Annotated in this window: 17 protein-coding genes, 1 tRNA gene and 1 riboswitch; of the genes, 11 read left to right on the top strand and 7 right to left on the bottom strand. The window is 71.7% G+C overall.

The window, feature by feature from the left end:
* The first annotated feature begins 13 nt into the window (after positions 1-13).
* Complete coding sequence (gene rdgB, locus ABTY20_RS17375) at positions 14-616, top strand: RdgB/HAM1 family non-canonical purine NTP pyrophosphatase (RefSeq protein WP_351997864.1); 603 nt, start codon at positions 14-16, stop codon at positions 614-616.
* A gap of 44 nt (positions 617-660) precedes the next feature.
* Here rdgB and ABTY20_RS17370 read toward each other — a convergent pair.
* From ABTY20_RS17370 to bcp, 4 genes are all read right to left on the bottom strand, one after another.
* Positions 661-745 (bottom strand) — tRNA-Leu (locus tag ABTY20_RS17370).
* Between the two features lie 12 nt (positions 746-757).
* On the bottom strand, positions 758-1,423 hold the full coding sequence (locus ABTY20_RS17365) for an HNH endonuclease (protein WP_351997863.1): 666 nt from the start codon (positions 1,421-1,423) through the stop codon (positions 758-760).
* The gene (locus ABTY20_RS17360; RefSeq protein ID WP_351997862.1) at positions 1,420-2,064 is read right to left on the bottom strand and encodes an HNH endonuclease signature motif containing protein; all 645 of its coding nucleotides are present in this window, start codon (positions 2,062-2,064) and stop codon (positions 1,420-1,422) included. The genes ABTY20_RS17365 and ABTY20_RS17360 overlap by 4 nt, the downstream gene beginning before the upstream one ends.
* A gap of 136 nt (positions 2,065-2,200) precedes the next feature.
* The gene (gene bcp / locus ABTY20_RS17355) at positions 2,201-2,668 is read right to left on the bottom strand and encodes a thioredoxin-dependent thiol peroxidase (RefSeq protein ID WP_351997861.1); all 468 of its coding nucleotides are present in this window, start codon (positions 2,666-2,668) and stop codon (positions 2,201-2,203) included.
* A 147-nt stretch (positions 2,669-2,815) separates the two neighbouring features.
* On the opposite strand from bcp, the gene ABTY20_RS17350 reads away from it, so the two are divergent.
* From ABTY20_RS17350 to ABTY20_RS17340, 3 genes are all read left to right on the top strand, one after another.
* Positions 2,816-3,145 carry a DUF3618 domain-containing protein gene (locus tag ABTY20_RS17350; RefSeq protein WP_351997860.1) on the top strand — a complete coding sequence of 110 codons (330 nt, stop codon included), beginning with the start codon at positions 2,816-2,818 and terminating at the stop codon, positions 3,143-3,145.
* Between the two features lie 51 nt (positions 3,146-3,196).
* Positions 3,197-3,553, top strand: a complete 357-nt coding sequence (locus ABTY20_RS17345) for a GroES family chaperonin (protein WP_351997859.1) — start codon at positions 3,197-3,199, stop codon at positions 3,551-3,553.
* Positions 3,554-3,619: 66 nt separating this feature from the next.
* Positions 3,620-3,681: riboswitch (guanidine-III (ykkC-III) riboswitch) on the top strand.
* A gap of 33 nt (positions 3,682-3,714) precedes the next feature.
* On the top strand, positions 3,715-4,035 hold the full coding sequence (locus ABTY20_RS17340; RefSeq protein WP_030825380.1) for a DMT family transporter: 321 nt from the start codon (positions 3,715-3,717) through the stop codon (positions 4,033-4,035).
* Positions 4,036-4,242: 207 nt separating this feature from the next.
* On the opposite strand, the gene ABTY20_RS17335 is transcribed toward ABTY20_RS17340, so the two are convergent.
* Entirely contained in the window at positions 4,243-6,594 is a 2,352-nt protein-coding gene (locus ABTY20_RS17335; RefSeq protein ID WP_351997858.1) for a transglycosylase domain-containing protein, read from the bottom strand.
* Positions 6,595-6,818: 224 nt separating this feature from the next.
* Here ABTY20_RS17335 and ABTY20_RS17330 point away from each other — a divergent pair, with 224 nt between their 5' ends.
* The 4 genes from ABTY20_RS17330 (at position 6,819) to ABTY20_RS17315 (ending at position 10,239) form a co-directional block, all read left to right on the top strand.
* Complete coding sequence (locus tag ABTY20_RS17330) at positions 6,819-7,619, top strand: ABC transporter permease (RefSeq protein ID WP_351997857.1); 801 nt, start codon at positions 6,819-6,821, stop codon at positions 7,617-7,619.
* 49 nt (positions 7,620-7,668) lie between these two features.
* The gene (locus tag ABTY20_RS17325; protein ID WP_351997883.1) at positions 7,669-8,433 is read left to right on the top strand and encodes an ABC transporter permease; all 765 of its coding nucleotides are present in this window, start codon (positions 7,669-7,671) and stop codon (positions 8,431-8,433) included.
* Positions 8,434-8,435: 2 nt separating this feature from the next.
* Complete coding sequence (locus ABTY20_RS17320; RefSeq protein WP_351997856.1) at positions 8,436-9,443, top strand: ABC transporter ATP-binding protein; 1,008 nt, start codon at positions 8,436-8,438, stop codon at positions 9,441-9,443.
* A 76-nt stretch (positions 9,444-9,519) separates the two neighbouring features.
* Positions 9,520-10,239: a DUF1707 SHOCT-like domain-containing protein gene (locus tag ABTY20_RS17315; protein WP_351997855.1), complete on the top strand. Its 720-nt coding sequence runs from the start codon at positions 9,520-9,522 to the stop codon at positions 10,237-10,239.
* A 117-nt stretch (positions 10,240-10,356) separates the two neighbouring features.
* Here ABTY20_RS17315 and ABTY20_RS17310 read toward each other — a convergent pair whose 3' ends face one another.
* Positions 10,357-11,724 carry an SGNH/GDSL hydrolase family protein gene (locus ABTY20_RS17310; RefSeq protein WP_351997854.1) on the bottom strand — a complete coding sequence of 456 codons (1,368 nt, stop codon included), beginning with the start codon at positions 11,722-11,724 and terminating at the stop codon, positions 10,357-10,359.
* Between the two features lie 209 nt (positions 11,725-11,933).
* Between ABTY20_RS17310 and ABTY20_RS17305 the strand changes: the two genes are divergently transcribed.
* The gene (locus ABTY20_RS17305) at positions 11,934-13,289 is read left to right on the top strand and encodes a DUF445 domain-containing protein (RefSeq protein WP_502991825.1); all 1,356 of its coding nucleotides are present in this window, start codon (positions 11,934-11,936) and stop codon (positions 13,287-13,289) included.
* A 320-nt stretch (positions 13,290-13,609) separates the two neighbouring features.
* The gene (locus tag ABTY20_RS17300; protein ID WP_351997852.1) at positions 13,610-15,118 is read left to right on the top strand and encodes an MFS transporter; all 1,509 of its coding nucleotides are present in this window, start codon (positions 13,610-13,612) and stop codon (positions 15,116-15,118) included.
* A 168-nt stretch (positions 15,119-15,286) separates the two neighbouring features.
* Here the strand turns inward: ABTY20_RS17300 and ABTY20_RS17295 are convergent, their stop codons facing one another.
* Positions 15,287-15,589 carry a hypothetical protein gene (locus tag ABTY20_RS17295; RefSeq protein ID WP_351997851.1) on the bottom strand — a complete coding sequence of 101 codons (303 nt, stop codon included), beginning with the start codon at positions 15,587-15,589 and terminating at the stop codon, positions 15,287-15,289.
* Between the two features lie 266 nt (positions 15,590-15,855).
* Between ABTY20_RS17295 and ABTY20_RS17290 the strand changes: the two genes are divergently transcribed.
* Complete coding sequence (locus tag ABTY20_RS17290) at positions 15,856-16,284, top strand: Hsp20/alpha crystallin family protein (RefSeq protein WP_351997850.1); 429 nt, start codon at positions 15,856-15,858, stop codon at positions 16,282-16,284.
* The last annotated feature ends 31 nt before the right edge of the window (positions 16,285-16,315 follow it).

Genomic DNA, 16,315 nt, shown 5'->3' with positions numbered 1-16,315 from the left:
GGATACTGGGCCCATGACCCGCCTGATCCTCGCCACCCGCAACGCCGGAAAGATCACCGAACTCCACGCGATCCTCGCCGACGCGGGCCTGCCCCACGAACTCGTCGGCGCAGACGCCTACCCCGACGTCCCCGACGTCAAGGAAACCGGCGTCACCTTCGCCGAGAACGCCCTCCTCAAGGCCCACGCCCTGGCCCGGGCCACCGGCCTCCCCGCCGTCGCCGACGACTCCGGCCTCTGCGTCGACGTCCTGGGCGGCGCCCCCGGCATCTTCTCCGCCCGCTGGGCCGGCCGCCACGGCGACGACAAGGCCAACCTCGACCTCCTCCTCGCCCAGCTCTCCGACATCGCCGACGAACACCGCGGCGCCCACTTCGCCTGCGCGGCGGCCCTGGCCCTCCCCGACGGCACGGAACGCGTGGTCGAGGGCCGCCTGACGGGCACCCTCCGCCACACCCCGGCGGGCACCGGCGGCTTCGGCTACGACCCGATCCTCCAGCCGGAGGGCGAGACCCGCACCTGCGCGGAACTGACGGCGGCCGAGAAGAACGCCATCAGCCACCGCGGCAAGGCGTTCCGGGCCCTGGTGCCGGTGGTGCGGGAGCTGTTGGGCTGATTCACGAAGACGCCCCCCGCCTTTGTTTCAAAGGTGGGGGGCGGTGCGGCCGGTGGGATTCGAACCCACACGGGCTTTCGCCCACGGGCTTCTAAGGCCCGCGCGTACTGCCTATTTCGCCACGGCCGCGTTGCCGCCATGCTACCGGTCTCGGACTGTTCGCCTAGGCCGGCCTCCTCTGCACCAGGTGCTGGTAATCGCGTGGCAGTTGGGACACAGCAACCGCAGATTCTCGCGCCGGTCGTCGCTCCAGTCCCCGTTGATGTGATCGACCTCCAGGGTCATCGTTTTGCCGAGCCACTCGGGCCCCGTACCGCACTCGGCGCACTCATGCGGCACGCCGACTTCGGAGAGCGCCCGACGCAGGAGCGCGGTCCTCGTCCGGCGTTTGCCGTCATGCTTGACCAGGATGTCCTCGGGGGCCCTGAGGGGGGTTGTACCGGGCTTGCCACGTTGATGGGCCTGCCCCAGAAAGTGCGTCGTCGAGATGTTCTCCTCGGCGACCCACTGACGCAGGAGGGCACGCTGCGTGCCGTTGTCAGGGCGCCCCAGCCGACGAAGTGTCGCCGCGATCGACACGGACTCGGCGACTGCCGTACGCAGTTCTTCGATGGTGGGCTGTGGAGGACTGCCGGAAAGGCCGAAATGCGAGATGTCGATCCCGAAGTGAGCGAACCGCTTCGTGAGGTACCTGCGGAGGTGCCCGTAAGGCTGGGTGCCGAGAAAGGCGATCACCTCCTCGAGGTTGGAGCACTGCGCAGCAGCCTCTGCCAGTCGATCGCGGGTGTACCTCACGCCACTACTCATCGGGTGGCACGTCCCTTGCCGCGTCCTCGGTAAGTGTCCGTTGTCGAGTGGCAGTTGGGGCAGAGGAATCGCAGGTTGTCGATGCGGTTGTCCCGCCAGTTGCCATCCACGTGGTCGACCTCCAAGGAGAGCGGACGTCCTCGCCAGGAGTTGCCGGTACCGCAGAGGGCGCATTGCTCCGGGACACCCAAGGCCGTCATTGCCCACTTGAGCCGGTCGCTCGGGATGCGTCGGGCATGCGTGAGTGGTTGCTCGACCAGCAAGCCTTCTGGTGTCCGCGGGCGCCATGGCTTGTCCCGTCGTGTCGGCATCTGGAAGTGCGACATGTCGATGCCGTATGCCTTGATGCGACGGCTGATGTGCGTATGGTGACCGCCGACCACTTCCAGCCCGAGATGCCGTAGCACCTCGCACATGTTCGTCGAGGCCGAGACCGCTTCCTGGAGCAGTTCCCGAGTCCACTTCACCCCCTCACGCTGGAAGTGCGATGTGTCGACCCCGAGCTTCTTCATCCGTCCGAGCACGTACCGTCGTGTCGAACTCCTCGGATCCACCCCCAACCGCACCAACGCCTCCGTCAACGTCCGCGCTCCCCGAGCCGCCTCTTCCAGCCGCTCCTTGGTGTACGCACTGGCCCCCATCGGACCCCCTCCGCCTCCCGGCCGCCCGTTCGTGGCCTCGTACGGAGTAACGAACCGGATATCGGACAGTCACGTGCGAAAAACGGAACGGCCCGTACCGGCAATCCGGTACGGGCCGTTCCGCAGGTGGGCGGGGTCAGATGCCCAGGTCCTTGATGATCTTGGCCACGTGGCCCGTCGCCCGGACGTTGTAGAGGGCGCGTTCGACCTTGCCCTCCTCGTCGACGACGATCGTGGAGCGGATGACGCCCAGGTAGGTCCTGCCGTAGTTCTTCTTCTCGCCGAAGGCGCCGTACGCCTCGAGGACCTTCTTGTCCTCGTCGGCGAGGAGGGTGACCTTCAGCGACTCCGTCTCGCGGAACCTGGCGAGCTTCTCCGGCTTGTCGGGGGAGATGCCGATGACGTCGTAGCCGGCGCCGGCCAGCAACTCCAGGTTGTCGGTGAAGTCGCAGGCCTGCTTGGTGCAGCCGGGGGTGAGGGCGGCGGGGTAGAAGTAGACGATGACCTTGCGGCCCCTGTGGTCGGCCAGGGACACCTCGTTGCCGTCGGCGTCGGGCAGGGTGAAGGCGGGGGCCTCGTCACCGGGCTGGAGGCGGTCGCTCATCGTCTGGTCTCCTCGTGCGTGCGCGCTGCGTGGATCGGGTGCCGGGATCGAGGGTAACCGGGGGTCCTGACCGTGCGCGGCGGCGTGGAGCTGACAGACTGTCCGGCACAGGCAATACGGGCATCAGTGGATTTCGGAGGCGGCACGGTGGCGGACACGGCGGACACCAGGACCCCGGCGCAGATCGAGGCGGACATCGAGCGCCGCCGTGCGGTGCTGGCCGAGACCCTGGACGAGATCGGGGTGCGGGTGCATCCGAAGACGATCGTGGGGGACGCCAGGGCCCGGGTCGTCTCGCACGTCGATCACACGCTGGGGCGGGCGTACGTCCGGGTGAACGGTGTGGTGAGCGAGGTGAAGGCGCAGTTCGTGGACGAGGAGGGGGCGCCCCGGCTGGAGCGGGTGGTCCCGGTGGCGGTGCTGGTGGTGGGGGTCGTGGGGCTGCTGGCCCTGGGGTCCCGTCGGCGCGGGCGCTGACCGTGGCCCCTCCCGTCCCCGTTCGCGGCGATTGCAGGTAGGTTTCTGGACGTGAGCGCCAAGAGAAACGAGCAGGGTTCCCAGGACGACAAGCTGCCCATCCGGATGCTGCACGATCGCGTGCTCGTGCGGCAGGAGACGGGGGAGGGCGAGCGGCGTTCGGGGGGCGGCATCCTGATTCCCGCGACGGCGGCCGTGGGCCGTCGGCTGGCCTGGGCCGAGGTGGTCGCGGTGGGGCAGAACGTACGGACCGTGGAGCCGGGTGACCGGGTGCTGTTCGATCCGGAGGACCGGGCGGAGGTCGAGGTGCGGGGGACGGCGTACGTGCTGATGCGGGAGCGCGATCTGCACGCCGTGGCCGCGGACCGTTTCGAGGGGTCCGAGGATTCGACCGGTTTGTACCTGTAGTTCGTTGGTGGGGGAGGGCCGGTGACCGTGGTCACCGGCCCTTTTCCCGTTTCGGGGCTAGGCTGGTGGGTCCCGTGAGGGTCCCGACGAGACGCGCCGTACCGGGGTGAAGGCAAAGACGACGCACCCCCGTTTCCGTTCGTGTCCCGGAGGTGCCTGTCATGGCCTGGGTTCTGCTCGTCGTCGCCGGTCTGCTGGAGGTCGGCTGGTCGGTGGGGATGAAGTACACCGATGGTTTCACCCGGCTGGTGCCGAGTCTGCTGACCGGTGCGGGGATCGTGACGAGCATGCTGTTGCTGTCGTACGCGGCCCGTACGCTGCCGATCGGTACGGCGTACGGGGTGTGGGTGGGGATCGGTGCGGCCGGGGCGGCGGTGCTGGGCATGCTGGTGCTGGGCGAGCCGGTGACGGCGGCGCGGATCTTCTTCATCTGTCTGCTGCTGGTGGCCGTGGTGGGGCTGAAGGCGACGTCCGGGCACTGAGGGCGGCGGAGCGCCCGGGGGCTGGGGCCTCTCGTTTGGATCATGTCGGCGTCGCGGGGCTTGGCACGCGCATCTGCCGCGTTGTCGTCAGTTGCCGACGCTCCGCGTTGGCGCCCTCCTCCGCCTTGCATCTGCACGCACCAAGCCCCGCTCGGGTCGGCCACGACGCACCGTCGGTCGCGGCCGACCTGATCCAAACGAAAGGCCCTAGGTCCACCGGCCGTTCTGGGTGAGGGCGCCGGTGAGGCCGCCCGGGCCGGGGGTGCGGTCCCCGTTGGTGTCGTCGTCGCCGGTGCCGTCCGTGGTGTCCGGGCCGTCGGTCGTTCCGTCGTCGTCCCCGGTGTCGCCGCCTGCGGTGGTGCCGTCGGTCCGTTCCCGGGACGGTTGCGGTTCTTCCTGGCCGGTGGGTTCGTCGTCGGTCCCGGTCCCGTCGGGTGCCTGGCTGCCGGTGCCGCCGCTGTCGTTCTCGGGGGCGCCGGTCGAGGAGGGGCCGGTGCTGGAGGCGCCGGGGGGCGGCTGGGTCTTCCAGGCGCCGGGCTGGAGGCGGAGGGTGAAGGGGGTGGTGGGTGTGCCCTCGAGGGCTTCGCGGGTGTACTGGCCCCAGATCTCGGCGGGGGCGCCGCCGCCGTTGACGCGGGGCAGGCCCATGGCGCCGTAGAGGGGTTTGTGGCCGGCGGTGACGGGGTCCTGGCCCATGACGGCGACGACGGTGGCGAGGTCGGGGGTGTAGCCGGCGAACCAGGCGGCGGTGTCCTCCTCGGCGGTGCCGGTCTTGCCGGCGGCGGGGCGTCCGGCGGTCTGGGCGGCGGTGGCGGTGCCGCTCTCGACGACGCCGCGCAGGACGGAGGTGGTGGTGTCGGCGGCCTGGCGGCTGACGGCCTGGCGGGTGTGGCGTTCGGGCAGGTCGACGGTGCGCCCGTTCCTGGTGATCTTCTCGATCAGGGTGGGGTCGCTGTGTTTGCCGTGGTTGGCGAGGGTGGCGTAGGCCTCGGCCATGTCGAGGACGCTGGCGGTGGCGACGCCGAGGGCGATGGAGGGGCCGGCGTCGTCGAGGCTGGGGGTGTTCTCGGACAGGCCGAGGTCGATGGCGGTGCGGCGGACCTTGTCGGGGCCGACGTCGGCGGCCATCTGGGCGTAGACGGCGTTGACGGACTTGTCGGTGGCTTCGCGGACGGTGATGTCGCCGTAGTCGCGGTGGTCCTCGTTCTCGGGGGCGTAGCGGTCGCCGGGCCAGCCCTGGACGGGGCGTTCGCTGGTGCCGTCGTAGACGGTGTTGGGGGTGATGGGGCGGCCGTCCTGGGTGCGGGAGCCGTTCTCGACGGCGGCGGTGAAGACGAAGGGTTTGAAGCTGGAGCCGACCTGGAAGTCCCGGCGGGTGGCGTTGGGGGTGTACTGCTTGACGTAGTCGATGCCGTTGTACAGGGCGACGATCTTGCCGGTCTTGACGTCGATGGAGGCGCCGCCGGCGCGGACGTAGGTGTCGACCTTGCGGTTCTCCTTGTCGAGCCGGTCCATGAGGTTGTCGTTGACGGCGTCGACGAAGGCGTCCTGCTTGTCCTTCTGCAGGGTGGTGGTGATGCGGTGGCCGCCGGTGTCGAGGGCGGCCTCGTCGACGACGTCGTTCTGGACCAGGTGGTTCTTGACGATGTTGACGATGTAGCCGCGCTGTCCGGACAGGCTGGTGGAGACGGTGGTGCGCTGGGGCACGGGGAAGGTCAGGCGGTCGCGTTCGGCGGCGTCGAGCCAGCCTTCGTCGACCATGCCGTCGAGGACGTAGTTCCAGCGGCGTTCGACGGTGTCGCGGTTCTCGGGGTGGGTGATGACGTCGTACTGGCTGGGGGCGTTGACGAGGGCGGCGAGGTAGGCGGCGCGGGCGGCGTCGAGTTCGGAGGCGTCGATGCCGTAGTAGGCGTGGGCGGCGGACTGGATGCCGTAGGCGCCGCGGCCGAAGAAGCTGGTGTTGAGGTAGCCCTCGAGGATCTGGTCCTTGCTCTGTTCGCGGTCGAGCTTGATGGAGATGAAGAACTCCTTCACCTTGCGGGTGACGGTCTGTTCCTGGCGCAGGTAGTAGTTCTTCACGTACTGCTGGGTGATGGTGGAGCCGGACTGTTTGCCCTTGCCGGTGGCGGTGTTCCAGGCGGCGCGGATCATGGCCTGGGGGTCGATGGCGGACTCGGTGTAGAAGTCGCGGTCCTCGGCGGCGAGGACGGCGTGCTGGGCGTCCTTCGAGATCTGGGAGAGGGTGACGTTCTCCCGGTTGACCTCGCCGTCGCGGGCGATGACGGAGCCGTCGGCGTAGAGGTAGACGTTGGCCTGCTGGGTGGCGAGGGCGTTGGCGGCGGGGATCCCCACGAGGTGGTAGCCGAGGAGGAAGCCGCCGACGACGAGTGCGGCGGTGGCGAGGAGGCCGACGAGCAGGGTGCGCCGGGTGGGGACCAGGCGGCGCCGGCCGGTGCGCGGGGGTCTGCCCGGTGTCCTGTCCTCGGGGGCGGCGGCCGCCCGGGGCTTGTTCGGTGCCCGGCCCTTTCGGGGCTGCTGCGGCTGCGGCTCGTCGCTCATGTCGTGCTCGGGCTCCTGTTTCGCCTGGTTCGTTCCACTGCGGCGTGGTGTGTGCCTCTTATTCAAGACTGTCCCATCCGGTGGCGCGTCCCCGCTGACGCCGCGCGTGGCGCGGGCGCGCGGCTTGTCACACACATGGCCTCAACGAAATCGCGTGGCGGGGGATGTGGTGGGCGCACTAGGCTCCTGCGCTTCGGTGCCGGAGGCGGGGGGAGGGGCGGGACGTGGGTGCGGCGCGGTTGTACCTGGCCGTGACGGTGGGGGGTTTCCGGCGGTACGCGTCGTACCGGGTGGCGACGGCGGCCGGGGTGTTCACCAACACGGTGTTCGGGCTGATCCTCGTGTACACGTACCTGGCGCTGTGGGAGGAGCGGCCGGGGCTGGGCGGGTACGACCAGGCGCAGGCGGTCACGTACGTGTGGCTGGGGCAGTGCCTCTTCGCGACGCTGGCGATCCAGGGCGGTGGCGCGGAGAAGGATCTGATGGAGCGCATCCGTACGGGTGAGATCGCCGTGGACCTGTACCGGCCGGTGGACCTGCAGCTGTGGTGGCTGGCGGGGGACGTGGGGCGGGCGGCGTTCCAGCTGCTGGGGCGGGGGGTGGTGCCGTTCGTGGTGGGGTCGCTGTTCTTCCGGGTGGCGCTGCCGGCGGAGGCGGCCGCGTGGGCGGCGTTCGCGGTGACGCTGCTGCTGGCGGCGGTGGTGAGTTTCGCGATCCGCTACCTGGCGGCGCTGGGGGTGTTCTGGCTGATGGACGGCAGGGGGGTGAGCCAGGTGCTGATGATCACGGGGGTGTTCTTCTCGGGCATGGTGCTGCCGTTGAACGCCTTCCCGGGCGGGCTCGGTGACGTCGTGCGGGTGCTGCCGTGGGCGGCGCAGCTGCAGGTGCCGGCGGACGTGCTGATGGGGGAGACGGACGTGTGGGGGGCGTTCGCGTTCCAGGCGGCGTGGGCGGTGGTGCTGCTGGCGGCGGGGCGGCTGGTGCAGTCGGCGGCGACGCGGCGGGTGGTGGTGCAGGGTGGGTGAGCGCGGTGTGTTCGTGGAGGGGGTGCGGGCCTACGGGCTGATCGCCGGGATGTGGGTGCGGTCGGGCATGACCTACCGGGCGTCCTTCGTCTTCATGGTGGTCGGGAACCTGCTGGTGACCGGGCTGGACTTCGCGGGGATCCTGCTGATGTTCGCGCAGGTGGACTCGCTGGGCGGCTGGTCGCTGCCGGAGATCGCCCTGCTGTACGGGCTGTCGGCGACGTCGTTCGGGATCGCCGATCTGCTGCTGGGTTCGATGGACGTGCTGGGCGGGCGGATGCGGGACGGTTCGTTCGACGTGCTGCTGGTGCGTCCGGTGCCGGTGCTGGCGCAGGTGGGCGCGGACCGTTTCGCGGTGCGCCGGCTGGGCCGGGTCACGCAGGGGGCGGTGGTGCTGGGCTGGGCGCTGGCCTCGGTGGACGTCGACTGGAGTGCGGTGAAGGTGCTGCTGGTGCCGGTGATGGTGGTGAGCGGCGCGGCGATCTTCTCGGCGGTGTTCGTGGCGGGTGCGGCGTTCCAGGTCTTCGCGCAGGACGCGGCGGAGGTGCAGAACGCGTTCACGTACGGCGGGAGCACGCTGCTGCAGTATCCGCCGAGCGTGTTCGGGAAGGAGCTGGTGCGCGGGGTGACGTTCCTGCTGCCGCTGGCCTTCGTCAACTGGGTGCCCGCCGCGTACGTGCTGGAGCGGCCGTACCCGGTGGGGCTGCCGGGGTGGGCGGCGTTCGTGTCGCCGCTGGTGGCGGTGGGCTGTTGTGTGCTGGCGGGGCTGGCGTGGCGGACGGGTCTCAGGTCGTACCGGAGTACGGGGAGTTAGCGGTGACGGACGCTTTCATCGAGGTCGAGGGCGTGGAGAAGGTCTTCGACGTGCGCAGGAAGACCGGTTTCATGCGGCGGGAGCGGCACCGGGTGCGGGCGGTCGACTCGATCTCCTTCACGGTGGCGCGGGGCGAGATGGTCGGCTACATCGGTCCGAACGGCGCCGGGAAGTCGACGACGGTCAAGATGCTGACGGGGATCCTCACGCCGAGCGGCGGCCGGGTGCGGGTCGCCGGGATCGACCCGTCCCGTGAGCGGACGCGGCTGGCGCACCGGATCGGGGTGGTGTTCGGGCAGCGCACGACGCTGTGGTGGGACCTGCCGCTGATCGACTCGTACAGGCTGATGCACCGGATGTACCGGATCCCGGACGCCCGCTACCGGGAGAACCTGGGCCGGCTGACCGAACTCCTCGACCTGGGCGAGCTGCTGGACGTGCCGGTGCGGCAGCTCTCGCTCGGCCAGCGGATGCGCGGGGACGTCGCGGCGGCGCTGCTGCACGACCCGGAGGTGCTGTACCTGGACGAGCCGACGATCGGCCTGGACGTCGTCTCCAAGGCCAGGGTGCGGGACTTCCTGCGGCAGTTGAACGCCGAGCGGGCCACGACGGTGCTGCTGACCACGCACGACCTGCAGGACATCGAGCAGTTGTGCTCCCGGGTGATGGTCATCGACCGCGGCCGGATGGTGTACGACGGTCCGCTCGCCGGGCTGCACGGGGCGGGGGAGAGCGAGCGGACGCTGGTGGTGGACCTGGAGCGGGAGCTGCCGCCGATCGAGGCGCCCGCGCCGGCGCGGGTGGTGCGGGTGGAGGGGCCGCGGCAGTGGCTGGCGTTCCCGGCGTCGGCGTCGGCGGCCGAGCTGGTGGCGCGGGTCGCGGCCCGGTACCCGCTGGTGGACCTGTCGGTGCGGGAGCCGGACATCGAGGCGGTGATCGCCCGGATGCTGCGTTCCCCCGGGGACGCCTCCGAGCCCCCGCCGGAGCGGGCCGGGCGGGTCCTCCCGTAGCCGGGGCGGGTCCTCTCGTAGCCGGTGCGGGTCCTCTCGTAGCCGTGCGGCGCGGACAACTCGTAGGCTGCTGACCATGACCGAAGACGCACCCCTCCCCGACCTCCGCGCCTCCGACGCCGACCGTGAACGGGTCGCCGAGATCCTGCGGGACGCCCTCGCGGAGGGCCGCCTCGACATGGGGGAGTTCGAGGAGCGGCTGGACGCGACGTACAAGGCGCGCACCTACGGGGAACTGACGCCGATCACCCGCGACCTGCCGGACCCGGGGGCGGCCGCACCGGCCGTGTCCCTGGCCAAGGAGCCGGCGCGGGAGGGCGGTTGGGGGAGCAGGATCGTCGGTGGCGACGACGCGGGGACGTCGTCGTGGGCCGTGGCGGTCATGTCGGGCTTCCAGCGCAGGGGCCGCTGGACGGCGCCGCGCCGCTTCAACTGCTTCGCCTTCTGGGGCGGCGGCGAGATCGATCTGCGGGAGGCGTACTTCGCGGACCGCGAGGTCGTCATCAACGCGGTCGCGATCATGGGCGGGGTGGAGGTGATCGTCCCGCCCGGCGTCGAGGTCGTCGTGCGCGGCATCGGCGTCATGGGCGGCTTCGACCACCGCGAGGAGGGCGTGCCGGGCGAACCGGGCGCCCCGCGCGTGATCGTCACGGGCTTCGCCTTCTGGGGCGGCGTCGGTGTCGACCGCAAGCTCCCCCGGGCGGAGAAGCAGCGCCTGCGCGAGGAACGCCGCAGGGAGAAGCTGGAGCGCAGGGAACAGCGCCGCCGCGAACCGGAGGGCTCCGACGACCGCTGAGCCGTCCCAGCCCCTCCGGCTGAACTCAGCCCCTCCGGCGTCCGAGGAGCGGGGGTCCGGGGGCAGCGCCCCCGGGGACGGGACGGGGCGGCGGGGGCGAAAACACCCCCCGGCCCCCTACAGCCGCGCCGGAGCCCCGCCCTTCAGATCGTCCGGGTCGAACTCCTCCGCCATCCGGGTGTACCCCCGGTCACTCGGGTGCAGATGGTCCCCGGAGTCGTACTCCGCCCGGAACCGCCGCGGATCGTACGGATCCCGCAGCGCCTCGTCGAAGTCGACGACCGCGTCGAACACCCGCCCCGCCCGGATCTCCGCGTTGATCCGCTGCCGCACGGCCTCGCGCGCGTCGGTGTACCCGCGGTGCCCCCCAAACGGCATCAGCGTCGCCCCCACGACCTTCAGCCCCCGCGCGTGGGCCCGCTCGACCAGCGTGTTCAGGCCGCCCAGGATCCGGTCCGGGTCGGCCGTCCCCGGCTGCCGCAGGATGTCGTTGATCCCGAGCGCGACGACCACGACCTCGACGTCGGCCCGTCCCAGCACGTCCCGCTCGAACCGGTTCAGCCCGCTGGGGTTCTCGGCGGGCCGCCCCAGTCCGTCGGCGAGGATCCGGTTCCCGCTGATCCCCTCGTTGACGACGCTGTACCGCGGCACGTCCCGCCCGGCCCCGACGGCCGACCGCAGCCGGTCGGACAGGACGTCCGGCCACCGGTTGTTCGCCCCGGTCGTCGAGGTGACGCCGTCGGTCAGCGAGTCCCCGAGGGCCACGACCGTGCCGTCCGCCTCGTCGCTCAGCACGTCCAGCGCGGTCACGTACCGCCAGGCCTTGCTCCGCCCGGTGTACGCCGTCCCCGTCGCGTCCCGGGTGTGCTCGCCGTCGGCGACGTACGAGATCTGGCGCGCGTGCGGGTGCCGGGTGACCGGCCCGGACGGGGTGGGGGAGTACGTCGTGACCAGCACGTCCCCGTCGCGCGGGACGGCGATGCGCACCGCGTCGCTCGTCACCTGCTCGCCCGCCGGGACGACCACCGCCGGGTTCCCGGCGAAGGTCAGCGGCCGCACGGTCCCCGCGAGCGCCGCCGCGGTGTCCGGGTCGGCCGACACGGCGACGGAGGCGTGCGTGACGGTCAGCGGGGACTGGCCGTAGAGGTTGGACAGCGTGACGCGGGCACTCGTACCGCCGGCGCTGGTGTGGACGACGTTGCGCACCGAGCGGCCCGCGAGCCCCGTCATCTCGGTGCCGGGCTCGCCCCCGACCGGGGAGGCGGCCCAGGAGGTGACCCAGGTGGCGGCGGAGGCGGGCGCGGCCGGGTTGTCGTGCACGCCGCGGCCACCGGCCGAAGGGCCGTGCTCCCGCGTGCCGCCGTCGGCTCCGACACCGACGTACAGGGCGGCGCAGACCGCCAGGACCGCGGCGACGACCGCGGCGAGCAGGGTGCGCTGCTTGGCCGGGGGCGTCTTCGCGCCCGCGTCACGACCCCGGGTCATGCTGTTCTGTTCTCCTCGGGAGGCGGGAGCCCGATGCTCCGATCCGACGAACCCATGATGATCCATGGGAGGGGTAGGCCGGTAAGCGGGACCCTTGGGCGACCCCCGGGACGAACCCCCACCGGACAGACGCCGGGAACTCCTTCCACGTTCCAGGAGTCGGTCGGGAAGGGACAATGTGTGAGGGATCACCGGACGGGCGGGAGCGGATGGAACGGACCGAAACGGAAGAAACGGTGGAAACCGGCGGCCGGGAGGCCGAAGGGCGGCCCGCCCGCGCCGGCGCCTTCACCAACCGCGCCATGAACACGTTCAGCCCCGCGGACGAGGAGAAGCGGCGCGGAGTGCGCCGGATGAAGCTCACCGCCACCGGACTGCTGCTGTTCGTCGCCGTCGTCTACGTCCTCACCACCTGGGCCTCCCACCGGGGTGCGGGCCCCTGGGCGGACTACGTCGCCGCGGCGGCCGAGGCCGGCATGGTCGGCGCGCTCGCCGACTGGTTCGCCGTCACCGCCCTCTTCCGCCACCCCCTGGGCCTGCGCATCCCGCACACCGCGATCATCCCCACCAAGAAGGACCAGCTCGGCGTCTCCCTCGGCGAGTTCGTCGGGGAGAACTTCCTCTCCGAGGCCGTCGTGCGGCAGCGGCTGCGCGCCGTCGGCATCGGCAGCCGGCTCGGCGCCTGGCTCGCCGTCCCCGAGCACGCCGACCGGGTGACCGCCGAGCTGTCGGCGGCCCTGCGCGGGGCGCTGACCGTGCTGCGCGACTCCGACGTCCAGGCGGTGGTCGGCGAGGCCATCACCCGCCGTGCCGAGGCCCAGGAGATCGCGCCCGGCATGGGCAAGATGCTGGAGCGGATCGTCGCCGACGGCGGCCACAAACGCGCCGTGGACGTCATCGTCACCCGCGGGCACGACTGGCTGGTGCTGCACAGCGACACCGTGATGGACGCCGTCCACGGCGGCGCGCCCGGCTGGACCCCCAAGTTCGTGGACCGCAAGGTCGGCGAGCGCGTCTACAAGGAGCTGCTGCGCTTCGTCACCGAGATGCGCGACATGCCCACCCACCCCGCGCGCGGCGCCCTCGACCGCTTCCTCACCGACTTCGCCTCCGACCTGCAGTCCGACAGCGACACCCGCGCCCGCGTCGAACGCCTCAAGAACGAGATCATCGGCCGCAGCGAGGTGCAGGACCTGATCGCCTCCGTGTGGACGGCCGTACGCTCCATGATCGTCTCGGCGGCGGAGGACGAGCGCAGCGAACTGCGGCTGCGGGTGCGCGCCTCGCTGCTCTCCCTGGGCGCCCGCATGTCGCTCGACCCCAAGGTGCAGGGCAAGGTCGACGGCTGGCTGGAGAGCGCCGCGGTGTACGTGGTCACCACCTACCGCAAGGAGATCACCTCCCTGATCACGGACACGGTGGCGAGCTGGGACGCCGAGCACACCACGAAGAAGATCGAGGCCAACATCGGCCGCGACCTCCAGTTCATCCGCATCAACGGCACGGTGGTCGGCTCCCTGGCGGGCCTGCTGATCCACACCCTGTCCCAGGCCCTGGGGGCGTAGCGCGGTCCGGCATGCCGCACCGCGCCACGCAGCCGGCCGAGGGCCACGGGGCGCGCCGCCGCGGGCGCGCAGTGGCGGGTCGCGCGGTTCCCCGCGCCCCCGGGGAACGGCCCCACCGCGGGTCCCCCCGTCCCCTCGCCTTCCCGCCCGCCACGCCCTCCAGGGGCGCGGGGAACCGCGCGACCGACCCCCCACGCACCCGCAGGGACGCCGCACCGCACCCCGAGAAGCCCCACAGGCCCCGCCCGCCCTTTCACGCCGGGGCGTGAGAACCCCCACCCGGGGGCATACGGAGGTTCGCTTCGCCAGGGAGGGAGCCCATGACCACCGCGCAGTCCGAGCCCGGACGCACCATCACCACCAGCATCCCCGCCCGCCTGGACCGCCTCCCGTGGTCCCGCTGGCACTGGACCGTCGTCCTCGGTCTCGGCACCGTGTGGATCCTCGACGGCCTGGAGGTCACGGTCGTCGGCAACATCGCCAGCCGCCTCTCCGAGCCGGGCAGCGGACTGCCCATCAGCTCCGGCGAGGTCACCGGCATCGCCGCCGCCCTCTACGTGGCCGGCGCCTGCGCGGGCGCCCTCTTCTGGGGCCGCCTGACCGACGTCTGGGGCCGCAAGAAGCTCTTCATGGTCACCCTCGCGGTCTACCTCGGCGCCACCGCCCTCACCGCGATCGCCTTCGACACCTGGTGGTTCTTCCTCTTCCGCTTCCTCACCGGCTTCGGCATCGGCGGCGAGTACGCGGCCATCAACTCCGCGGTCGACGAACTGATCCCGGCGAAGTACCGCGGCCGCGTCGACCTGATGATCAACGGCAGTTTCTGGCTGGGCGCGGTCGGCGGCTCCCTGCTGTCGATCCTGGCCCTGAACACCGACCTCTTCCCGGCGAACGTCGGCTGGCGCCTCACCTTCGCCCTCGGCGCCGTCCTCTCCCTGGTCATCCTCCTGGTACGCCGGCACGTCCCCGAGAGCCCGCGCTGGCTGCTGATCCACGGCCGCGACGAGGAGGCGGAACGCATCGTCGGCGACATCGAGCGGCAGGTCGAGGCCGAGCGGAACGAGCCGCTGCCCCGCGCCGAGGGCGAGCTGACCATCCACCAGCGCGGGAACGTCACGTTCACCGAGATCGCCCGCACCGTCTTCGCCAAGTACCGCAGGCGCTCCGTCCTCGGCTTCTCCCTCTTCATCGGCCAGGCGTTCCTCTACAACGCCATCACCTTCGGCTTCGGCGCGATCCTGACCACCTTCTTCGACGTGCCGTCCGGCAGCACCGGCTACTACTTCGCGGTGATCGCGGTCGGCAACTTCATGGGCCCGCTGCTGCTCGGCAAGCTCTTCGACACGGTGGGCCGCCGGATCATGATCTCCGGCACCTACCTGCTCTCGGGCGTCCTGCTGTTCGGCACCGCCTGGCTCTTCGACCGGGGCTCGCTCGGCGCGACGACCCTCACCGCCTGCTGGTGCGCGGTCCTCTTCTTCGCCTCGGCCGGCGCGAGCAGCGCGTACCTGACGGTCTCCGAGGTCTTCCCGATGGAGACCCGCGCGATGTCCATCGCCTTCTTCTACGCCCTCGGCACCGCCGCCGGCGGCATCAGCGGGCCGCTGCTGTTCGCGAAGCTCACGGAGACGGGCGTGGTCGGCGACACGGTCCTCGCCTTCCAGATCGGCGCCGGCCTGATGTGCGCGGCGGGCCTGGTCGCGGCCTTCCTCGCGGTGAACGCGGAACGCCGCTCCCTGGAGGACATCGCCGAACCGCTCGCCGCCGCGCCGAAGGCGAAGGACAAGGCCCGTACGGACGCGGGCGGCTCGGAACCGGCGACGGCGTGACGGAGCCGGACTCCACGCACCCGCGCGAACCCGCCCGCCCCACAGGACGCCGACGCGGTGCACGGGCGGGCGGTGCGCCGCTTCCGCGCCCGTGACCCGAACGGCCGAGCGGTGAACGTGCCGACGCACCGCTCCCGACGGGGACGGGCCGGTGGCCGGACCGGCGTCTCAGCCCCGCCGGTCCGCCACCGCCCACGAGGCGAGCGCCACGGCCCCCGCCACGCCGAACACGGCGGGCCAGGCGCCCACCTTCTTCGCCAGCGGGTGCGACCCGGCGAACGCGGCGACGTACGCCACCGACAGCGCCCCCGCCGCCCCGCTCCCGGCCCGCTCCCGCCACTGCTGCGCGGCGGCGGCCCCGGCGGCGGCGAGCACGACACCGCCCAGCTGACGCTTCCGGGTCCAGCGGGCCACGCCGTACCCCCCGACGAGTCCGCCCGCGGCCACCACCGAACTGGGAACCTTCGCCATGCCTGCTGCCTCCTGCCGCTGCGCCGGCCCGTCGGGCCGGGTCGTCCGGACTCCGAGGCTAGCGCTCCGGAAGACGACCCCCGCGCCCGGACCCGCGCGAGGCCGTGGCGGGGTCCGCGCCCGCGTCCACGCCCGTGACCAGGACCGCGTCCGGTCGTGCGACACAACCTGAGTCCCGGCTTGTCAACTTTCCTCCTCCGAGCTATATAAGAAGGCAAGACCGTAAGGGCATCGCAGATGACACCCACGGAAGGAGATGACCCGTGATGCTCATGCGCACCGACCCGTTCCGCGAATTCGACCGCCTCGCGCAGCAGGTCTTCGGCACCACCTCCAACGGCCGTCCCGCGGCGATGCCGATGGACGCCTACCGGGCGGGGGACGACTTCATCGTCCACTTCGACCTCCCCGGCATCGACCCCGAGACGATCGAGCTCGACGTCGAGCGCAACGTCCTCAACGTGCGCGCCGAGCGCCGCTCCCCGGCGCCCGAGGGCGCGGAGACCGTGGTCGCCGAGCGCCCCACCGGCACCTTCACCCGCCAGCTGTTCCTCGGCGACACCCTGGACACCGAGCGCATCGACGCCTCGTACGAGTCCGGTGTCCTGACCCTGCGCATCCCGGTCGCCGAACAGGCCAAGCCGCGCCGCATCCAGATCACCGGCGGCGACAGCCGCAAGCAGATCGGCGGCTGACCCCCGCACCCCGCGCGTCCCGCGGACCCGG

This window comes from Streptomyces sp. NPDC126497 (assembly GCF_040302425.1).
Classification (GTDB): domain Bacteria; phylum Actinomycetota; class Actinomycetes; order Streptomycetales; family Streptomycetaceae; genus Streptomyces.
Note: the sequence above shows the minus strand (reverse complement) of the source record. Positions and strands in the feature narration are given on the sequence as shown.